The following is an 18791-nucleotide window of genomic DNA, read 5'->3' as shown; positions in this document are numbered from 1 at the left end:
CCAACTCAGCGCATTTTCGCCATCATCAAGGCAACCCATTACGGCTCGATCTTTTGATTGTGGATGAAGCCTCCATGGTCGATTTACCTATGATGTACAAGCTGCTTAGCGCATTGCCGGAACACGCAGGCTTAATATTGCTAGGGGATCAGGACCAACTCGCTTCAGTTGAGGCAGGCGCCGTACTTGCCGATATTTGCGCCGGACTTAAGCAAGCCTCGACTCAACATACCGAATGGAAAATGCGTTATAGCCAAGCACAGGCCGAACAATTAACCGCGCTCACGGGCTTTAATTTAACCCCCTTTATCCACGCTGAGCCTAAAATTGGCGATAGCCTGTGTATGTTAACCCACAGCCATCGATTTAGAGGCGATGCGGGGATTGGCTTGCTGGCCAGCGCAGTCAACCGTGCCGATCACGCGGGCATTTTAGCGGTATGGCAAAGAGGGCTGGCCGAATTAACCTGGCTAGAACACAGCGTAGATCACAGCCAAACTCAAGCAAAAATCAGTGAACCTAGCAGTAATACCGGACTTAAAGCGCTACTTGCACAGGCCTGTGAGCAATACGGTGACTATTTGCGCCTATTACAACCAACGCACGCCACCACAATACACACGAGTGAGCCATTTTGCCCGCCAAGCGCCATGGAGGCGATTGCCAAATTTAATCAATATCGCATTTTGTGCGCCATGCGAACCGGCGATTATGGTGTCGAAGGGATTAATCTTGCGGTAACGAAGGCGTTAGCACAGGCTAAACTTATTCAGCCGCAGCAGGAATTTTACCTCGGGCGCCCGATTATCATCCAAAGCAACGACTATAACTTAGGTCTGTTTAACGGCGATATTGGTTTGATTTTGCAGGATGAAGAGAGAGCTGACCGACTGATGGCCCACTTTATCAAAGCCGATGGCAAACTGCTTAAAGTGCTACCCGCAAGGCTACCTAGCCACGAAACCTGTTACGCCATGACGGTACATAAAAGTCAGGGCAGTGAATTTAATCGAGTCGCCCTAGTGCTCCCGCCAAATCCTAGTCTCGTTCAGTGGCAATTGCTCACCAAAGAGCTGATTTACACTGCTATTACCCGTGCAAAACAACACTTTAGCTGTTTAGGTACACAGCAAGTCTTCGAGCGTGCTAGCTTGCAAGCTACCCAGCGCGCCTCAGGTTTAGCGGATAGACTCTGGCGCGATAAGTCGATAATCAATTAACATTTAACATTTAACAAATTGATTAATAAATAAAAATAGCAAAAAAAGGAGCAAGGAGTTGATGGAACAAACAATGATAAAACTGCAACAGATGCAAGATGTCATCAATTTATTTGATAGCATCAAGCCTGAGGCGCAGTTACCCGCGCAATACTATGAAAGCACACGCTATATTCGTTGGTCTGAATTTGAGGCAATGCAAGTGTATGAGCTTGATTTTGAGCCTTATTTATCAATTGCAGAACGCTGTAACATGCGTTTTTTTGCCCTGCATCAGAGCCCGAAACGTGTGTACCTTGCTCATTTGAATGATGCTGGCCATGCACCAAGATGGGAAGCCCGGCCACTCTTATTATCTCAGTTGCGTGATACCGAGTTGATGACATCTCTTATGCAAGATCACGCCTATCAATTAGGACTGAAGATCAATCTCGAAGCAAACTACCCTATTTAGATTTTAGCGCTAGACGACATTGAAACCGCTTGTGGATCGATTGGAAAATATATTTTTACCTCAGTTCCCTTGCCTAACTCAGATGCGACGTCAATCGTACAATCGTGCTGACGCAAAATTTGAAGCACAATAGACATTCCCACTCCGGTCCCAGTCCCAACGGGTTTAGTGGTATAAAAGGCATCAAACATTCTTGTGAGGGTATACTCATCCATACCGCAGCCGTTATCAACGACCCTTAAGCATATGTTTGTATCGGATTGGGAGAGGTAAAGCTCTATTGCAGCAGATCTATCATCGACCACACTACAGGCCTGATAAGCATTCACAATAATGTTCATTAATACCTGATTGAGTTCGCCAACATTAAATAAAACCATAGGCACATGCGAAATCTCATTTTTTATCAAAACATTATTAAGCATTGGTCGCAATAATTTAAGGGTAAACTCTAGGGCATCGGCTAATTGAATGTAAGACTTCCCCGTTGAATCTGTTCGAGCAAAAAAGAGTAAATGGTTAACAATATCTTTGATACGCATTAAACCTTGGCAAGTATCGCTTGCCAGCTCAGGCAAATCTTCCTTAATAAACTGTAGCTGAGCCTGATCAATCTGTTGTTTATTGCCCAGCTCAATACTCGCCAATAAGTCCTGAGCATAGCTGGTTAAACTCCTGACATTTGAAAGGATATATGCAAGTGGATTATTAATCTCATGGGCAACCCCAGCAGCCACTGTGCCAAGTGATGCTAATTTCTCCTGCTGAATAATTGATTGTTGTTGCTGCTTAATCAGATCGATTTGTTGCTGTAACAACAGATTTTTCTCATAGAGTTGGCGGGTACTGTCTTCGAGCAACTGCTCCACCTCTTGCCTTGCCCTTTTTTCCCGCAGATAGGCTGCGTAGTAAGGATTTTCGCTGTCAGTCATTTTGTAACTCGATGATTAACATACAATGATCGGCGCCAGTATGCATGCAAGTATCGTGGGTGATCTGGATCTTTTGTTTAAAATGCTCTGCGGCACCAAACAGCAATCCTTCAGCACAAAAACACAGTCGGCGGGGGGATGAGTACCTTAACGCAATTTGATTCTCTGACAAGTGCTGGCCAGTAATATTCGGCAATGAGGGTTCATGGTAGAGCTTATTGACTTCTAAATGGATCACATCGTGGATCCCCATCACTAACGAAGTAAAATCTTCAAAATGTTCAACAACACTAGCGTGGCGTGAGGCCAGTCCATTAAACAGAAACTGGCCAAATGCTTTGACTACGTCCTGTATTGGCATATTAAGCCGCTGAGCCACGTCCTGAACAATGCTAAATAACTCTGACTCAGCATAACTTTTGGCAGACACATACACGCGATCCTTAGGAGCATGTTTTTCCAACAAATCGTTCCACACTGACATACCGCACTGAGCCACGACCATATCTTCAAGCACATTAAAAATAATTCCTTTCATACACACCTCATGGGGTGACCAAGTCGAGCTAGCAGGTTAGTGTCACATTTGTCCTATACATTACCTATAAAGTAATAGCAGCAATCTTAATGTTCACCAGTATTTTTATGCGAAGTTGCTAGGGCGTGTTGAATGTTTCTAAACCCAAGTCATCAAGTAATGACGTCATAGCCAAGCCGTTAATAACATCGTCGATAATAACCCTTAGCAGCAGGTCTATTCGTGAAGCGTTACCACTCAGTGGTTACATGTTGATTTAGATACACAGATGCGAACTTGCTTCTCTTTTCTTGAATAAAATCAACATGAGTATAAGTCGACGTCCATCAATGCAGCATCCTATTATACAAGGGTTAATGATGTGCTAAATGCGCTTATCGCGCCCTTTATGCCAGTAAAAATTGCATCGCAATTTGACAATCTGATGGATAGCCACTTTTGTTTAGTCTAATATGCCACCAACTGTGAAATAGGCCATGCAACAAACGCATATTACAAACATTGCCATACCAATAAGTAGTCACTTTTATGCCTAAAACACCCGCCCACTCGCCCGCTAATACCCTTGTGGTCCTCGATTTTGAAACCTCGGGTCTTTCGCCCAGTCAAGGTGCTCGAGCTATTGAGATTGGGGCGGTATTGATTGAACAGGGCCAAATCACTGCGCGTTTTTCAGAATTAATGAATCCAGGTTTTCGGATAAACACCTTTATTGAAGATTACACCGGGATCAGCAATCAAATGCTGTCTCGTGCAGCGCCCTGCGCCGAGGTAATGTCACGATTTGCCAAGTTTATCGGCAAGCACCATTTGGTTGCCCATAATGCCGCATTCGATCAGCGGTTTCTTGATGCTGAATTTGCTCAAATTGGTCACCAATATTCCGGCCAGTTTGGCTGTTCTCTGCTGTTGGCAAGGCGCTTGTACCCAGAGGCGATTAATCATCAACTGGCAACGTTAGTACGCTATAAACAACTGCCGACCGAGGGGACTTTTCACCGCGCGCTTGCTGATGCGGAAATGACGGGACACTTATGGCTACGAATGTTAGCGGATCTGAAACGGGACTTTGCAATAGCCGAACCACCCTTCAGTCTAATGCAAAAAGTGATGAGCAAGAGTAAAGCTGAGGTGCCTAAATTTCTGCGTCAATATGCCAGAGGTTAATCCACTCAGCGTTGACCAGTTTTACACCATACACCAGCCAAACTTGTCATAAAAAGCCAAGTGCTAGCAAACACTTGGCTTAATCGCGTAAATCAATACAGAGACAGCTTAGCCTAGCAATGCGTGGTCAATCCCGCAGGAACTGCGAACGACTAAGGTGGTTGGGATCAATTGAGGGCCTACCGCCTGACCGCGAATAAGCTTGAGCAAACTCTCGACTAAAATCTCACCCGCTAACTGAGTATTTTGTTTGATGGTCGTCAGTGGTGGATTAGCAAAACTTGCCACAGGAATATCATCATAGCCCACCACAGCCACTTGCTCTGGCACTAATATCCCCTTCTCTTTTAAGGCGCGAATGGCACCAATAGCAATCAAATCACTAGCGGCAAAAATCGCATCAAACGTAAGCCTTTTTTCTATTAATGCCATCGCCGCATCATAACCAGCACTTTCGGTGCTAATGGCTGAAATTTGCCGCTCAGCCACCACTGGTAATCCTGCGGTTTGTAAGGCTTTGACATGACCTAAATATCTGTCCCTAAATTCTGGGCTATGACTAGAGGCGTCACCTAAGAAGGCAAAAGCGCTACGGCCAAGGGAAATCAAATGTTCAGTGGCTATCAGGCCACCTTGGTGATTATCACAACCAATGGATAATACGGATTTATTGTTATGCTCGGCGCCCCAAATCACAAAATGAGTATGCTGAGCGAGTAACTTTTCAAGCTTCTGCTCGTAATCCATATAATCGCCGTAGCCCAGCAAAATAATGCCATCAGCTTTATTACTGTCTTCGTAGTCGGCATGCCAATCGCTAGAAAGCTGTTGAAATGAAACGAGTAAATCATACCCCTGTTGCGCAGTTGCCCGTGTTATTGAGCCTAACATCGACAGAAAAAATGGGTTGATAAGGGAATCATCATTAGTCGGGTCTTCACACAATAACAGCGCCAGAGTATGACTATTTTGGGTACGCAAATTACTGGCGTTTTTATCAACCTTGTAGTTAAGTTCCTTTGCAATTGCTTGGATCCGCTGACGGGTCTCTAAGTTGACAAGCGGGCTATTTCTGAGGGCTCGGGAAACCGTAGACTGGGATACACCAGCACGATAAGCAATATCAATTGAGGTCGCTTTCGATGCCATAACGGAGGTCACCATAATTATTATTTTGGGGGATACTAAAACAGTTCTAATGACTTGTATAGCCGAAGGGTTTACAACTGTCTAACAAGTTAACCGAGTTAATCTGCTTTAACCTATTGAAAGCTAAACTAACTTAACCGCACACCTTAACGCTGGGTGCTTAACCACGATAATGCGGCTTATGATTGTGTGACTAAAAACACAGACTAGAGAAAATAAATGCTTCAAAAAAACCGCTAACGCTATTCACAGCTTTGCATTCACTAATAATTAGCTGAGTCGCATTTATTTTCTCTTAACCAGATAGAAGTTAAATCCCTAATTCATCGAGTAAATCATCGGCGTCCACATTGGTATGATGTTGACTTATCGCGGGCTTGTCCGCCATTCGGCTCCAAGGAGTGCTTTCAACATTTGAAGCTTGCGTCCCACTCACGCCGTGCTGTTCGAGTAAGCTATCAGGGTCAAACTCCTCATCATATTCAAACTCATCCAGTTTGATAAATTCGGTCTTATCCATCGCAAATTCAAGGTAGAAAATGTGATTATTTTCGGTTTTAAAGGACACTCGCCTTGCTACAGCATCATCCAAGTTTGCATCAATAGAGATAGTCAACTCTTTGTTTATCGTTAACATTTTTGGCTGACTTTGGCTGATGGAAGTTTGTAATTCCTTAGAGACTTTATTAATAAAGTCACCTAAAATTTGGTTCATTAACTCCCCCATCACATTACCCACTTCATCAGAAGTATGGGAAAAGGCTAATTCCTCTTCAGGCATGCCCATATTGAGCATATAGCGACGGTAGATTTCGATAGCCGCAGCAGCGGAAAAGTTAATAACAACAAGCCCTGAAAATCCCCCATCAAAAATCGAAAAACATCCTAAGTCGGGTTTTAAGCGGGTACGGGTAATACTTTGTACCATACCAGCATGGCTCACATGGCTTGCGCTGGTACTCGATAATACATGGGCAACAGAGTGGCATAACTTCAACAATATATCGTCAGAAGTCACAATCGTATTTGTAGTCATAATTGATTCTCAAACATAACAGTTGATTAATCTTGCGCGTAAAACGGTAAAAAATCAAAATTAAAACAACTAATTAGATATAGTTATCATGATTGAATTTGTTAATAAATGGTAAGTTATTGAATTTAATAAATACTTCATCACATGCGATTAGACTGATGAAATATCCTCAAAATAAGCCATAAAATCAGCACTCAGGAGAAGGCCTGCAAAGATCCTGCTTAAGATCAAAGAAACCCCATATTGTTTACCAGTTTATATGAAATTTAACCCGCTAATATTCTATTAAAAAACATTCGCAGGTATATTGTTGAACATTATTTTTGCGCCCGAGGACTCCAGATGATCACTTTTTTGCGCCAATTCACCATTTTAAAACGTCTAATGATGATGTTAGTGATGGCGGCCATTGGAACTGTTTGTTTTGCAAGTTTTTCGATTAAAGAACAATACAGTAATTTGATCGAACAAAAATGGTTACAAATCGATGGTCAACTTGGCAGTATCCTCAGTGTGATAGACGTTTATCGCCAAGATGCTGTTAACGGAAAAATGAGCGAGCAAGAGGCTCAAAAAGCTGCTGCGAACCTCATTAACCAAACCCGTTATGCCGGGGTTGGTTACTTTATTCTGATTGATGACAACAACCAAATCCTAGCCCATGGTGAAAATGCCAGCCTAATCGGTACCTCTGCACAAAATTTCACACTCCCCGATGGCACTAATCCGCTGACTACGATGCTGTCTCAAGCTCGGCAACATGACAAAGCCATGCTGGAATATCCGATTGCTAATCCTGTTTCAAAAATTGTTGAAGACAAATTGGCCGAAGCCCGCTACTACCCACAATGGGGCTGGACTGTGATCACAGGGGCTTATCTCAGTGACGTAAAAGAGAGTCTATATAATGTGATGATCGACTATCTGATTATCATGTTTTTGATTTCTGTACCTATTTTTGCATTTTTCCTTGTTCTTAATCATTCGATTACCTCACCATTGAATGATGCTATTGAAGCCCTTGAAGATATCGCTCAAGGCGAAGGCGACTTAAGCCAGCGTTTAAGCACTCAAGGCAAAGATGAAGTTGCTCATCTCGCCCAAGCCTTTAACCTTTTCGCCCAAAAAATTGGCGATATGGTGGGACATTTGCAACCCCTGGGAAAATCGCTCGACAACGATGCTAAACAGTTAATGCTTGCCGTTGAGGAGTCGAACCAAAGTGCGGAACATATCCACCGTGAAACCGGTAGCGTAGCAACGGCAGTTAATCAAATGCTGTCTACAACCCATGAGATGGCGAGCAATACCCAGCAGGCCGCAGATGCCGCCACCAGTGTGAAAAATCAGGCACAGCAAAGTAAAGCTGTGATTGACAATACGGTGCGCGATACCGAGAAGTTGGTCCAAGAGCTTAAAGCATCAGCAGCAATCACTCAAAAATTGGGACAAGCCTCTGGTCAAATTGGCAGTATTTTGGATGTGATTCGGGGCATTGCTGAACAAACCAATTTGTTGGCACTTAATGCCGCCATTGAAGCTGCTCGTGCGGGTAGTCATGGCCGAGGATTTGCCGTTGTCGCAGATGAAGTAAGAGCCTTAGCCAATCGCACCCAAGACTCGACCAATGAGATCCAAAAAATTATCTCAGAAATTCAAACCGGTGTGGGCTCTGTGATGCAAAGCAATAGCCAAACACAACATCAATCAGAAGAATTGCAAGCTAAGGCTCAAGAGGCTGGGCAAGCCATGGCCGCAATTCTGGGGCTAATTGCCCACATCAGCGATATGAACACTCAGTTAGCGAGTGCGACAGAAGAGCAATCCCTCGTGACAGAGGAAATTAACCGTAATATCTGTAATATTTCAGAGCTAACCGAAGTGTCAGTAAAAGCCAATGACAGTAATAGCCGAGCAGCACAATCATTACAGGATATTAGCCAGGATATGTCCCATACCTTAGGGCAATTTAAAATCTAACCTAGCGAATGTTTTCAATAGCAAACAAGAGGACGTATAAAAACGTCCTCTCTTCCTTTAACATTAGTTAATGAAACGACACAACCAACCCTAGCATACGAAATGCAGGCGGATTGAGGATGAAGGTGAGAACCATGTCCTTTAAACAGGAATCCATGTTATAAGGTAAACTCCTAACTTGCATTCACCTCGCCAAAGGAGAACCGCCTATGCGTATGACCTTAGCCGTACATACCCGGCAATATACCATTCACAGTTTTAGCCCTAAGGCGCAAATTCCTACCGAAGTTTTTGCTGAAGAAGTGTATTTTATCTGCAAAACAGAAGAAGGTTTGACCTTGGTTGTGCCTAGTGAGCTTGCGCTTGATAGCTTAGAGCAAGAAACTAACTGGAGCTGTCTAGAAGTGTTAGGCCCTCTAGGATTTTCATTAACGGGTATTTTATCGAAAATTGCCAGCACCTTAGCCGATGTGCAAATCAGTATTTTCGCCCTTTCAACCTTTGATACTGACTATATTCTCGTGAAGAAAAATTGCCTCCAAGGCGCCATTGCTGCCTTAAAAAAGGCCGGTTATAAGATTATAGAGTCGAACGAAGCGCCATAATATCCATAAAGAGTTAAACCACTATGTACGAAAAATCTGTCACTATCACCGCAAAACATGGTATTCATACCCGCCCTGCGGCACTATTGGTGAAAGAAGCAAAGACCTTCGATTGCGACGTTTTGGTTGAATGTAACGGCAAGCAAGCCAGTGCTAAGAGCTTATTTAAGCTACAAACATTAGGTTTATACCATGGTGTCACTGTCAGGGTTTTCGCCGAGGGAGAGCAGGCGCAGGAAGCCGTCGAAAAAGTCTCGGCCTTGTTAATCACCTTAAGTTAGCGAACCGCCCAACATCATTAGGAATGACTATGTCGATAACGGGGATTATTGTGTCATCGGGTATAGCCTTCGGTAAGGCTTTACACCTTAATCATTGCGAAAACCACCTCGACTATCGCCCAATTCCGCTCTCTAGGATCCCGCAGCAACAAAGTAAGTTTCTTAAGGCGTTACAAACACTGAAACAACAGCTCAGTCTTAGCCAAACTAAGCTCGATCCTGACAGCGAAAACTACCAACTGATTGAAGCCGATTTATTACTCCTTGATGATGAAGAACTGATAGAACAAGTCAAAGAAGCCATTCGCACCTTACAACTTTCCGCCAGTGTGGCTGTTGAGCGAATATTTGCCCATCAAGCCAATGAACTCGAGTCCCTAGACGATCCCTATTTAGCCAATCGTGCCCAAGATGTTCGATGCCTTGGCCAGCGCATAGTCACTGCGATTAATGGCCGTTTGGACCAAGGTTTAACTCACCTGAGTGAACCGACGATACTGCTAGCACAGGATCTCACCCCAGCAGAATTTGCCTTGCTCCCTAAAGAGCACATCAGCGGTATTGTGCTTAAAACCGGTGGACTCACCAGTCATACCGCTATTTTGGCCCGTGCAGCAGGTATACCCGCTATTTTAAGTTGTCAGTTCGATGCAGAGCTCATCCCTAATGGCACCCCATTAGTGCTCGATGCAATAAGTGGAGCGCTTTATGTCAATCCGGAGCCTGAGCAACAAGCTCGTTTAACCGTGACCCTGCACCATGAACAAGCAAGACGTCAGGCACTTCAAGCTTATCGCGATGTTCCGGCTCAAACACAGGACGGACATCAGGTTCGCCTGCTGGCAAACGTCGGCAATTTGAATGAGATCACCCATGTCAAAGATGAAGGGGCCGATGGAATAGGCTTATTCCGCACTGAATTTATGTTAATGCATACCAGCACCCTGCCGGATGAAAAAGCCCAGTACAATCTTTACTGTGAGGCACTGCATGCTCTAGGTGGTAAAACTTTTACGATCAGAACCTTAGATATTGGCGCCGATAAAGAACTCCCCTGTTTATGCCAAGACATAGAAGATAATCCCGCCTTAGGACAACGTGGGGTGAGATACACCTTAGCGCACCCAGAATTATTTAAGACCCAACTTCGTGCCATTTTACGGGCAGCAAATCACGGTCCAATTCGCTTAATGTTTCCTATGGTCAATCAAGTCGAAGAGTTGGATGAGATATTTACGCTTATCGCCGAATGCCAGGATGCCCTCGAAGACGAAGAAAAAGGCTATGGTGAACTGAGTTATGGCATAGTGGTAGAAACGCCCGCGGCGGTGTTGAATTTAGCCTCTATGCTACCAAGGCTGGATTTTGTCAGCATAGGCACCAATGATTTAACGCAATATGCCATGGCAGCAGACCGCACCAACCCACAACTGACACGGGATTATCCTTCCCTCTCACCTGCGATTTTAAGCTTGATAAACATGACAATCATTCAAGCCAAGGCAGCCGAGGTCACAGTATCACTCTGTGGTGAATTAGCCAGCTCGCCACACATCGCTCCGCTACTCGTGGGAATGGGGCTGGATGAACTCAGCGTTAACTTAAGCTCATTACTAGAGGTGAAAGCAGCCATTTGCCAAGGTGAACTGGCGAAATTTTCTGCGTTAGCGCACACTGCGATGCAGCAAAATAGAATTTCAGATCTGCAACAGTGTATAACAAACTGTAAATAGTACATTTAATTGGTTATGCTGCTTTACAGACCAACACAGAACAACAAAAACAAGCAAAGGGGCACCACATTATGGGATTTTTAAGCCGCATAAGGCGATTGGTATCAGGACAGCCACAACTTGCTGGTGGCATTATGGTCTACGCCCCCGTCAATGGGGAAATAGTCGCGATTGAAAAAGTCCCCGATGTCGTTTTTGCAGAAAAAATTGTCGGTGATGGCATTGCTATCGCGCCTAAGGGCGACACGATTGTTGCACCTATTGATGGTACTATCGGTAAAATATTCGAAACTAATCATGCCTTTAGTATTGAATCACCTCAAGGATTAGAACTATTTGTTCACTTTGGTGTTGGCACTGTCGAGCTAAGAGGGCGTGGTTTTAGTCGTTTAGCCGAAGAAGGTCAAGAGGTCAAAGTAGGCGATCCGATTTTGTCATTTGATATCGAGTATCTTAAAGACCAAGTAGACAGCTTACTCACGCCCGTGGTGCTTGCCAATATGGAAGATGTGAAGTATTTAGACAAAGCTCAGGGGAGTGTCACTGCGGGCAAAGATCCTATTTTTACGGTGCAACTTTAACAATTAATCCAGTGTTAATTAGCAGTCCATTTAAGATCCATACCTTAGCTAATCCCCTTTTCTCCGTTAATCATACCGCTGGTAGTTTGCTGACACTGCCAGTGGTCACATTCGCAGCATTAACCTAAGCAAAAACAGCAGCACCTCAAACAGCTAATCGACCTAATATCCATTAATAGTGATAAATTCAGTATTTTCGGTAATAGGTAATTGGCCTAAGCGTGATAATTCTTGTTTGAGTTTACTCATCATATCCATCTGTTTAGCTGAAGGCGGTAAATGTATTTTAACAATCCGTATAGCCGCGATGGACTTATAGTCAATCACCCGTCTTACAAATACGCAGTCTTTTGCCTGTATTTGAGATATCACTTCATTTGATACTTCATAATCCAATGGAAAATCAGCCTCGCCTACCAGCCGTAATTGTAGGTAAACACAGTGTGACGCTAAAAGACTAATGCATTCACGCCATTTGGTATTGTTCATCATAACTCATTGTCGTTATCTTTAATGCTGAATAGTATATATTTTTCAGATAGATAAATCATAGATTGCAATCTAAAAATAAAAGGCCAAGTGTGGAGAGCACTTGGCCTTTGACTGGAGATGAAATATTACACGCGATTAGAAACCTTCAACGCCCGCCATATCGGGAAGATGATGGGCAATACCTTTGTGGCAATCAATACAGGTCTTCTCACCACTGGCCAGCGATGTGGAGTGCATCTGCGCGGCGCGTGGTGACTGCCTAGTAAAGTCCATATAGGTAAAGTTATGGCAATTTCGACACTCGAGCGAGTCATTTGCCTTTAACCTTGCCCATTCATGTTCAGCCAGCTCGCGACGTTTACTCTCAAACTTTTCGCGGGTATTGATGGTACCAAACACTTTACCCCACACTTCTTTCGATGCCTGCATCTTACGGGCAATTTTATCGGTCCAGTTGTGTGGCACATGGCAGTCAGGGCAAGTTGCACGCACCCCACTACGGTTAGTGAAATGGATAGTCGACTGTAACTCTTGGTAGACGTTATTTTCCATTTCATGGCAACCAATACAAAAGGCTTCTCTGTTCGTGGCTTCAAGCGCAGTGTTAAAGCCCCCCCAAAAGATCACCCCTGCCACAAAGCCACCTAAGGTTAGAAACCCTAAACTGTAGTGCACACTCGGACGATTGAGCACTTGCCAGATCTTTTTAAGTTTATCTAACATGCTGACTCCTAGTGTTTTTTCTGCTCAGTGTTCGCTTTAATCAGATGATCCATATCCACAAAGTCGTTCTCGACCAGTAATTTGGCATCCAGTTGCGGCACATGGCACTGAGTACAGAAATAACGCCTTGGTGAAAGCTCAGCTAAAAAGTTGTTATCCCTATCCATATAATGGGTCACGCTCACCATGGGTGCTTGCGAATCTCCAGTGCGTTGTCTTGCATGGCACGCCATACATTTATTGACCTTAAGATCGAGCTGATAGCCATCGATCTTATGCGGGATCACGGGTGGCTGCATTGGGTAGTTACGCACCTCTTTGATATCTTTATTCAGCACCGCCTGCATCGCGGGCGGTGTTGGCTCAACGTTAATCGGCGCCTGACGTAAGGTATCGATCTTATCCTCAGGAATACTGGCTGCAGTCACACTTGTCATCATCAGGGCTGAAAAGACAAGCGCACTAAATGCTGAAGCTAATTTGAATGTTTTCATCCTGTACTCCTTATACCTTGACGATTTTCACGGCGCATTTCTTAAAGTCGGTTTGTTTCGACAGTGGATCTGTCGCATCCAAGGTGACTTTATTAATGAGCTGACTGGCATCAAACCAAGGTACAAATACCAGACCCACTGGCGGCTTGTTACGACCACGGGTTTCGACACGGGTTTTGATTTCACCACGGCGAGACACGACTCGAACTTCATCACCACGGCGTAAGCCACGTTTTTTGGCATCTTCTGGATGCATAAAACACACTGCATCGGGGAAGGCACGGTAAAGCTCAGGCACACGTTGGGTCATCGAGCCCGAATGCCAGTGTTCAAGTACACGACCCGTGGATAACCAAATATCGAACTCTTCATCAGGAGACTCTGCTGGTGGCTCATAGGGCAGCGCAAAAATCACCGCACGGCCATCAGGATGTCCATAAAACTCAAAGCCTTTACCCGGTTTAACATAGGGATCCGTTCCCTCACGGAAACGCCATTGGGTTTCTTTGCCATTAACAACTGGCCAGCGAAGGCCATGGGCTTCGTGATAAGCATCAAACGGGGCCAAATCGTGACCATGACCACGACCAAAGGTGGCATATTCTTCAAACAACCCTTTTTGAACATAGAAGCCGAAATGTTTAGCTTCATTGTTCAGATACTTAGGATCAGTATCTGCCAACGGGAACTTATCGACATTGCCGTTTTGGTACAGCACTTCAAAGAGGGTTTTGCCTTTAAATTGCGGGTTTGCGGCTAAGACTTCCTTCGGCCAGACTTCGTCGGTGGTGAAGCGTTTAGAAAACTCCATCAACTGCCACAGATCTGAGTGTGATTCGCCCGGCGCCTGCACCATTTGATGCCAGAATTGGGTGCGACGCTCAGCATTACCATAGGCACCCTCTTTCTCAACCCACATCGCAGTTGGCAGAATTAAGTCCGCAGCTTGGGTCGTCACTGTGGGATACGCATCGGACACCACAATAAAGTTGGCAGGATTGCGATAGCCAGGTAAGCCTTCCTCATTGATGTTCGGGCCAGCCTGCATATTGTTGTTCACTTGTACCCAGTAGCAGTTCAAGTCGCCATCTTTTAAGCGGCGGTTTTGTTCTACAGCGTGATACCCAGGTTTTGGTGGAATAATACCGCTGGGGATTTTCCAAATTTCTTCGGCGTGTTTTCGATGCTCAGGGTTAGTTACCACCATATCCGCGGGTAAACGGTGGGAGAAGGTTCCCACTTCGCGAGCCGTACCACAGGCAGAAGGTTGGCCAGTTAACGAGAACGGGCTGTTACCGGGAGTCGAAATCTTACCTGTCAGTAAGTGGATGTTATAAATCAGGTTGTTACACCACACACCACGGGTATGTTGGTTAAAGCCCATGGTCCAGAACGAGGTGACCTTGGTATCGGGATCGGCATAGAGTTTGGCCAATTCGATAAGTTTAGCCTCAGGCACACCCGACATCTTACTGACCTTCTCCACCGTATATTCGGCGACAAAGGCCTTAAAGGTATCGAAATCAATCGGAGTCGAATCCCCTGCCGTTTTCACGTTTTTGGCTTTCTGCTCCAGCGGATGGGTTGCACGTAAACCATAGCCGATATCCGTGGTACCTTGGCGGAAGTTAACGTGCTTCTTCACAAAGTCCCAGTTTACTTTATCGTTTTGAATGATGTAGTTGGCGATAAAGTTCAGGATGGCTAAGTCAGTTTGCGGCGTAAATACAATCGGTAAATCCGCCAAGTCGAAGGAGCGATGCTCAAACGTCGAGAGTACCGCAACCTTCACATGGGATGCGCTTAAACGGCGGTCAGTCACTCGAGTCCATAGGATCGGGTGCATTTCAGCCATGTTGGAGCCCCACAGCACAAAGGCATCGGCCGCTTCCATATCATCGTAACAGCCCATAGGCTCATCGATACCGAAGGTACGCATAAAGCCGACCACGGCTGACGCCATACAGTGACGCGCATTCGGATCAATGTTGTTAGAGCCAAAGCCCGCCTTCATTAGTTTAACCGCGGCATAGCCTTCCCAGACGGTCCACTGGCCCGAGCCAAACATTCCAACTGCGGTAGGACCTTTAGCTTTGAGGGTTTCTTTCCATTTTTGCGCCATGATATCAAACGCGCTGTCCCAGCTAATGGGAGTAAATTCACCGTGCTTGTCGTACTTGCCATCGGTCATTCTGAGCATTGGCGTGGTCAAACGATCGCTGCCATACATAATTTTCGACAGGAAGTAACCTTTAATACAGTTAAGGCCGCGGTTCACTTCGCTGTTTGCATCGCCGTGGGTCGCAACCACTTTGCCATCACGTGTCGCAACAATCACAGAGCAGCCCGTACCACAGAAACGGCAAGGCGCTTTGTTCCACTCTAATTTGGTTTGCTCTGAGCTAGTAATTAAATTGCTGGCTGATGCCGGCAGCGCTAAGCCTGCGGCGCTCGCTGCTGCAATCACCGCATTGGCTTTAATAAAGTCACGTCTATTCATGTTCATTCTTCACCCTCTTCGAGCTGTTCACTCTGGTGGTAAACCATAGTGGCGGACAAGACGCCAGGAATGGCATTAATCTGTTCGATACCGTCCATTAAGGCACGTTGGGAGTTACCTTCAAGTACAACGACGAGTTTTACTTCGTTATTGACAGAGAGTTCGGCATTCTCAATCGCCATAATGTGTTGCCTAACATCCGCCATCTTATTTGGCATGACTTGCACCACGAGACTTGTGATATGCAGCTCTTTGCTCATCCGACACTCCGCTTTAATTCTGTTGTTATTATTTTGTATTGACTCAACCAGCCCCAGGTGGGCCGGTAAAGATCTGGCTAAACCATATGGCAAATCCCAATCCACTCACCAACAACACGGATAAGAGGGGGGCGAGAAATACGGTTAAAAAGATAAAAATTTTCAGTTCTAAGGATTTTTCTGCTGCGCTGTTAGCACTCATGCGTCCTCCAAGAGGTTCATTCCTGTGATGGATTACTCTGATCACTACAGGATTTATAGGTATCTCTATTGCATCTTTGATCCACCAATTGATCATAGCGTTAAGGTGTTAACAAACTGTATACCTCAAAATCGGTAAACCCTTTGATGCTTGATCCAGATCATCAATTTGGCGATAGATTTAATTAGATCATGGTTTTTGAGCGTTTTTTCAGATTGTAAACAGGTTGATTAGTTATGTTTTTTTATTAACCAATTGCTAAAGCATGGAAAAGAGATAGGCGTTAGGCAACTAAACCGCACAAGATTTAAACAAAATATTCCTTAAGGAGTATTAGGGGATGGTAAAGGAAGGCACAAATTACCGATTATCTGCAGCGAAATTGGCTTAACATCTTCGTCAAATCGTTAACTCGCTCAAGATATAGCTGTATTAGCTAACTGTTTATCAATTAAAAGCCATTAGGGGCCATTCATTCGCTACCTACTTTGCCCTTTGGGGTTAGCCTGTGATAGCCCATAGCAAACAATCACGCCTGCAACAACATGCTGATCGCGGCTAATTATAGTTAGGTGAAAATGAGCAATAAAAAAGCCGAACCCTAAGGTTCGGCTGTTAATGCTAAAGATGATGCATTATGCATAACTGACTGAATCTACAGTTTCAGTCAGTTATGTATCAACATCATTAACTCAGCAGGATATGGTTTAAGATCCGCTTTTCCGAGATGGGATAAGCCGTTCCCAGCGCTTGGGCAAAGCAAGACACCCGGTACTCTTCAATCATCCAACGGGCTTCAATCAATGCCGCAGGCACGGGCTGTGAGCGTGGCACCTTAGCAAGTTGAGCCGCTAAAGCCTCTTGCACTTTCGTGATACTCTGCATATGCAAGCGGTCACGGGTCGGGTCTACAGGTAATTTATCGATGCGGATTTCAATCGCCTTTAAGTAACGCGCCACATCGGCTAAACGCTTCCAACCGCAGGCCTCAACAAACCCCTTAAAGACTAATTGGTCCAATTGGCTTTGAATATCACTCATCGCAAAAGCGATATCTAAGCTGATTTTACCCTTAGTCCGCTTTTTAATGCCTTGGTAGAGCGTCAAAATCTGCTCCACTTTTAGGGCGATTTGCTCTGCAGTTGGATTCAGCTCTTGGCGCACCCAATCCTTGGCCGCATCAAACTGGACGGCATCGCGCACATCCAGCGCCTTTTCATCAAGCAACTGCTGCACGGCTGCGGCAATAATGTCATCAATCAGAATTTGCACTTGGCCAAATGGATTGAAATACATCGCCAGTTTGGCCTTGTTGGGCAGTGCCTGTTGCAGGTGTTTTACCGGCGATGGAATGTTGAGTAACAACAAGCGACGTAGGCCTTGACGGTGCGCCGCCTCTGCCTCAAATTCATCATCAAATAATTTGATGGCAACTGAATCTTTATTGTCAATCAAGGCGGGGAATGCCCGCACTTGATAGTTACCCTTACGCTGCTCAAATTGCTTAGGTAAGTCACCAAATGACCATTCGGTGAGCGCTTCTTTCTCAATGCCCTTATCCGCCACCTGACGAATCGCCTTCGCGACCACGCCCTGTAATTCCGCTTTGAGGGTATCAAGCACCCGCCCCTGTGCCACTAACTTGCCCTTATCGTCCTCAATCTTAAAATTCATTTGTAAATGCACTGGCATCTGCGAAACATCAAAATCTTCGGGATTGACGCGCGTGCCACTCATACGCAGCAGCTGTTTGCACATGGCGTCGAGTAAACTGGCGCTAAAGGGCTGCATCGCCTGTACGCAGGCTCGGGCATAATCGGGCGCAGGCACAAAGTTACGTCTTAGTCCCTTAGGCAAAGACTTAATCAGGGCGACGCATTTCTCCTCACGCATCCCCGCCACGAGCCAATCGAAATCCGTATCATCGATTTGATTGAGTAGCGCCACTGGAATATGCACAGAAACGCCATCATCACTCGCCGCAGGATCAAAGTGATAACTCAGTTGCAAGCGGATATTGCCCTTGTGCCAAGTATCGGGGAAATCGAGCGCCGATATGTGATCGGCACTGCGCTGCATCAATAGCGACTTATTAAAATCGAGTAAATCGGGCTGAGTTCGGCGCGCTTCTTTCCACCAGCTAAAGAACTTAGGCGCGTTATAGATGCCTTCGGGGATACGCGGCTCATAAAAGTCCATCAACACTTGTTCATCGACCAAAATATCGCGGCGACGGGACTTGTGCTCGAGCGCTTCGACATCCTCCAATAACTTTTGGTTAGCGATAAAAAAGGCTTCTTTGGTCTGTAACTGCCCTTCGGCGAGCGCGCTACGGATAAAGATCTCCCGCGCTTCAACAGGATTAATCGGCCCGTATTGTACGCGGCGGCGATGCACCACGGTCAAACCGTAAAGCACTTGGTTTTCAAAGGCAATCACACTGC

The 18791-nt window shown here is 45.3% G+C and carries 19 protein-coding genes; 8 read left to right on the top strand and 11 right to left on the bottom strand.

Features of this window, described 5'->3' with window-relative positions; genetic code table 11:
• Together recD and L976_RS12970 are read left to right on the top strand one after the other, a co-directional pair.
• Window positions 1–1220 (top strand): exodeoxyribonuclease V subunit alpha (gene recD / locus L976_RS12975; protein WP_047540485.1); only part of this gene is annotated, 1220 nt, incomplete at its 5' end.
• A gap of 61 nt (window positions 1221–1281) precedes the next feature.
• Window positions 1282–1674 carry a hypothetical protein gene (locus L976_RS12970; protein ID WP_047537319.1) on the top strand — a complete coding sequence of 131 codons (393 nt, stop codon included), beginning with the start codon at window positions 1282–1284 and terminating at the stop codon, window positions 1672–1674.
• Here the strand turns inward: L976_RS12970 and L976_RS12965 are convergent.
• Together L976_RS12965 and L976_RS12960 are read right to left on the bottom strand one after the other, a co-directional pair.
• Window positions 1671–2606 (bottom strand): sensor histidine kinase, encoded by a 936-nt coding sequence (locus L976_RS12965; protein ID WP_047537316.1) that lies wholly within the window; start codon window positions 2604–2606, stop codon window positions 1671–1673. The two genes, L976_RS12970 and L976_RS12965, sit on opposite strands and share 4 nt — an antisense overlap.
• Complete coding sequence (locus L976_RS12960) at window positions 2599–3144, bottom strand: heme NO-binding domain-containing protein (protein ID WP_047537313.1); 546 nt, start codon at window positions 3142–3144, stop codon at window positions 2599–2601. The genes L976_RS12965 and L976_RS12960 overlap by 8 nt, the downstream gene beginning before the upstream one ends.
• Before the next feature lie 528 nt (window positions 3145–3672).
• On the opposite strand from L976_RS12960, the gene L976_RS12955 reads away from it, so the two are divergent.
• The gene (locus L976_RS12955; RefSeq protein ID WP_047537310.1) at window positions 3673–4311 is read left to right on the top strand and encodes a 3'-5' exonuclease; all 639 of its coding nucleotides are present in this window, start codon (window positions 3673–3675) and stop codon (window positions 4309–4311) included.
• 108 nt (window positions 4312–4419) lie between these two features.
• Here the strand turns inward: L976_RS12955 and L976_RS12950 are convergent, their stop codons facing one another.
• On the bottom strand, window positions 4420–5460 hold the full coding sequence (locus tag L976_RS12950; RefSeq protein WP_037418242.1) for a LacI family DNA-binding transcriptional regulator: 1041 nt from the start codon (window positions 5458–5460) through the stop codon (window positions 4420–4422).
• 310 nt (window positions 5461–5770) lie between these two features.
• Entirely contained in the window at window positions 5771–6496 is a 726-nt protein-coding gene (locus L976_RS12945; protein WP_047537307.1) for a DUF3334 family protein, read from the bottom strand.
• A gap of 342 nt (window positions 6497–6838) precedes the next feature.
• On the opposite strand from L976_RS12945, the gene L976_RS12940 reads away from it, so the two are divergent.
• The 5 genes from L976_RS12940 (at window position 6839) to crr (ending at window position 11676) form a co-directional block, all read left to right on the top strand.
• On the top strand, window positions 6839–8476 hold the full coding sequence (locus tag L976_RS12940; RefSeq protein WP_047537305.1) for a methyl-accepting chemotaxis protein: 1638 nt from the start codon (window positions 6839–6841) through the stop codon (window positions 8474–8476).
• 209 nt (window positions 8477–8685) lie between these two features.
• The gene (locus L976_RS12935; RefSeq protein ID WP_037418252.1) at window positions 8686–9081 is read left to right on the top strand and encodes an ACT domain-containing protein; all 396 of its coding nucleotides are present in this window, start codon (window positions 8686–8688) and stop codon (window positions 9079–9081) included.
• A 23-nt stretch (window positions 9082–9104) separates the two neighbouring features.
• Window positions 9105–9362: an HPr family phosphocarrier protein gene (locus L976_RS12930; protein ID WP_037418255.1), complete on the top strand. Its 258-nt coding sequence runs from the start codon at window positions 9105–9107 to the stop codon at window positions 9360–9362.
• Window positions 9363–9391: 29 nt separating this feature from the next.
• Window positions 9392–11095 carry a phosphoenolpyruvate--protein phosphotransferase gene (gene ptsP, locus L976_RS12925; RefSeq protein ID WP_037418258.1) on the top strand — a complete coding sequence of 568 codons (1704 nt, stop codon included), beginning with the start codon at window positions 9392–9394 and terminating at the stop codon, window positions 11093–11095.
• Window positions 11096–11166: 71 nt separating this feature from the next.
• A complete protein-coding gene (gene crr, locus L976_RS12920; RefSeq protein ID WP_037418261.1) occupies window positions 11167–11676 on the top strand; it encodes a PTS glucose transporter subunit IIA in 510 nt (169 codons plus the stop codon).
• A 162-nt stretch (window positions 11677–11838) separates the two neighbouring features.
• On the opposite strand, the gene L976_RS12915 is transcribed toward crr, so the two are convergent.
• The 7 genes from L976_RS12915 to hrpA form a co-directional block, all read right to left on the bottom strand.
• Window positions 11839–12165, bottom strand: a complete 327-nt coding sequence (locus L976_RS12915) for a hypothetical protein (RefSeq protein WP_037418264.1) — start codon at window positions 12163–12165, stop codon at window positions 11839–11841.
• A gap of 138 nt (window positions 12166–12303) precedes the next feature.
• Complete coding sequence (locus L976_RS12910) at window positions 12304–12891, bottom strand: cytochrome c3 family protein (protein WP_037418266.1); 588 nt, start codon at window positions 12889–12891, stop codon at window positions 12304–12306.
• Between the two features lie 8 nt (window positions 12892–12899).
• Window positions 12900–13385, bottom strand: coding sequence for a nitrate reductase cytochrome c-type subunit (locus L976_RS12905; RefSeq protein ID WP_037418269.1), 486 nt, complete (start codon window positions 13383–13385; stop codon window positions 12900–12902).
• A 10-nt stretch (window positions 13386–13395) separates the two neighbouring features.
• Window positions 13396–15885 (bottom strand): nitrate reductase catalytic subunit NapA, encoded by a 2490-nt coding sequence (napA, locus tag L976_RS12900; protein WP_047540483.1) that lies wholly within the window; start codon window positions 15883–15885, stop codon window positions 13396–13398.
• Between the two features lie 2 nt (window positions 15886–15887).
• Entirely contained in the window at window positions 15888–16145 is a 258-nt protein-coding gene (locus tag L976_RS12895) for a chaperone NapD (RefSeq protein WP_047537299.1), read from the bottom strand.
• Between the two features lie 43 nt (window positions 16146–16188).
• On the bottom strand, window positions 16189–16347 hold the full coding sequence (locus L976_RS12890; RefSeq protein ID WP_011716898.1) for a periplasmic nitrate reductase, NapE protein: 159 nt from the start codon (window positions 16345–16347) through the stop codon (window positions 16189–16191).
• A gap of 687 nt (window positions 16348–17034) precedes the next feature.
• On the bottom strand, window positions 17035–18791 hold a 1757-nt coding region (gene hrpA / locus L976_RS12885), incomplete at its 5' end, for an ATP-dependent RNA helicase HrpA (RefSeq protein WP_047540481.1).

The sequence above is a fragment of the Shewanella sp. ZOR0012 genome, from assembly GCF_000798835.1.
Classification (GTDB): domain Bacteria; phylum Pseudomonadota; class Gammaproteobacteria; order Enterobacterales; family Shewanellaceae; genus Shewanella; species Shewanella xiamenensis.
The sequence above is the reverse complement of the archived record's forward strand: the minus strand, read 5'-3'. Positions and strand labels throughout refer to the sequence as shown.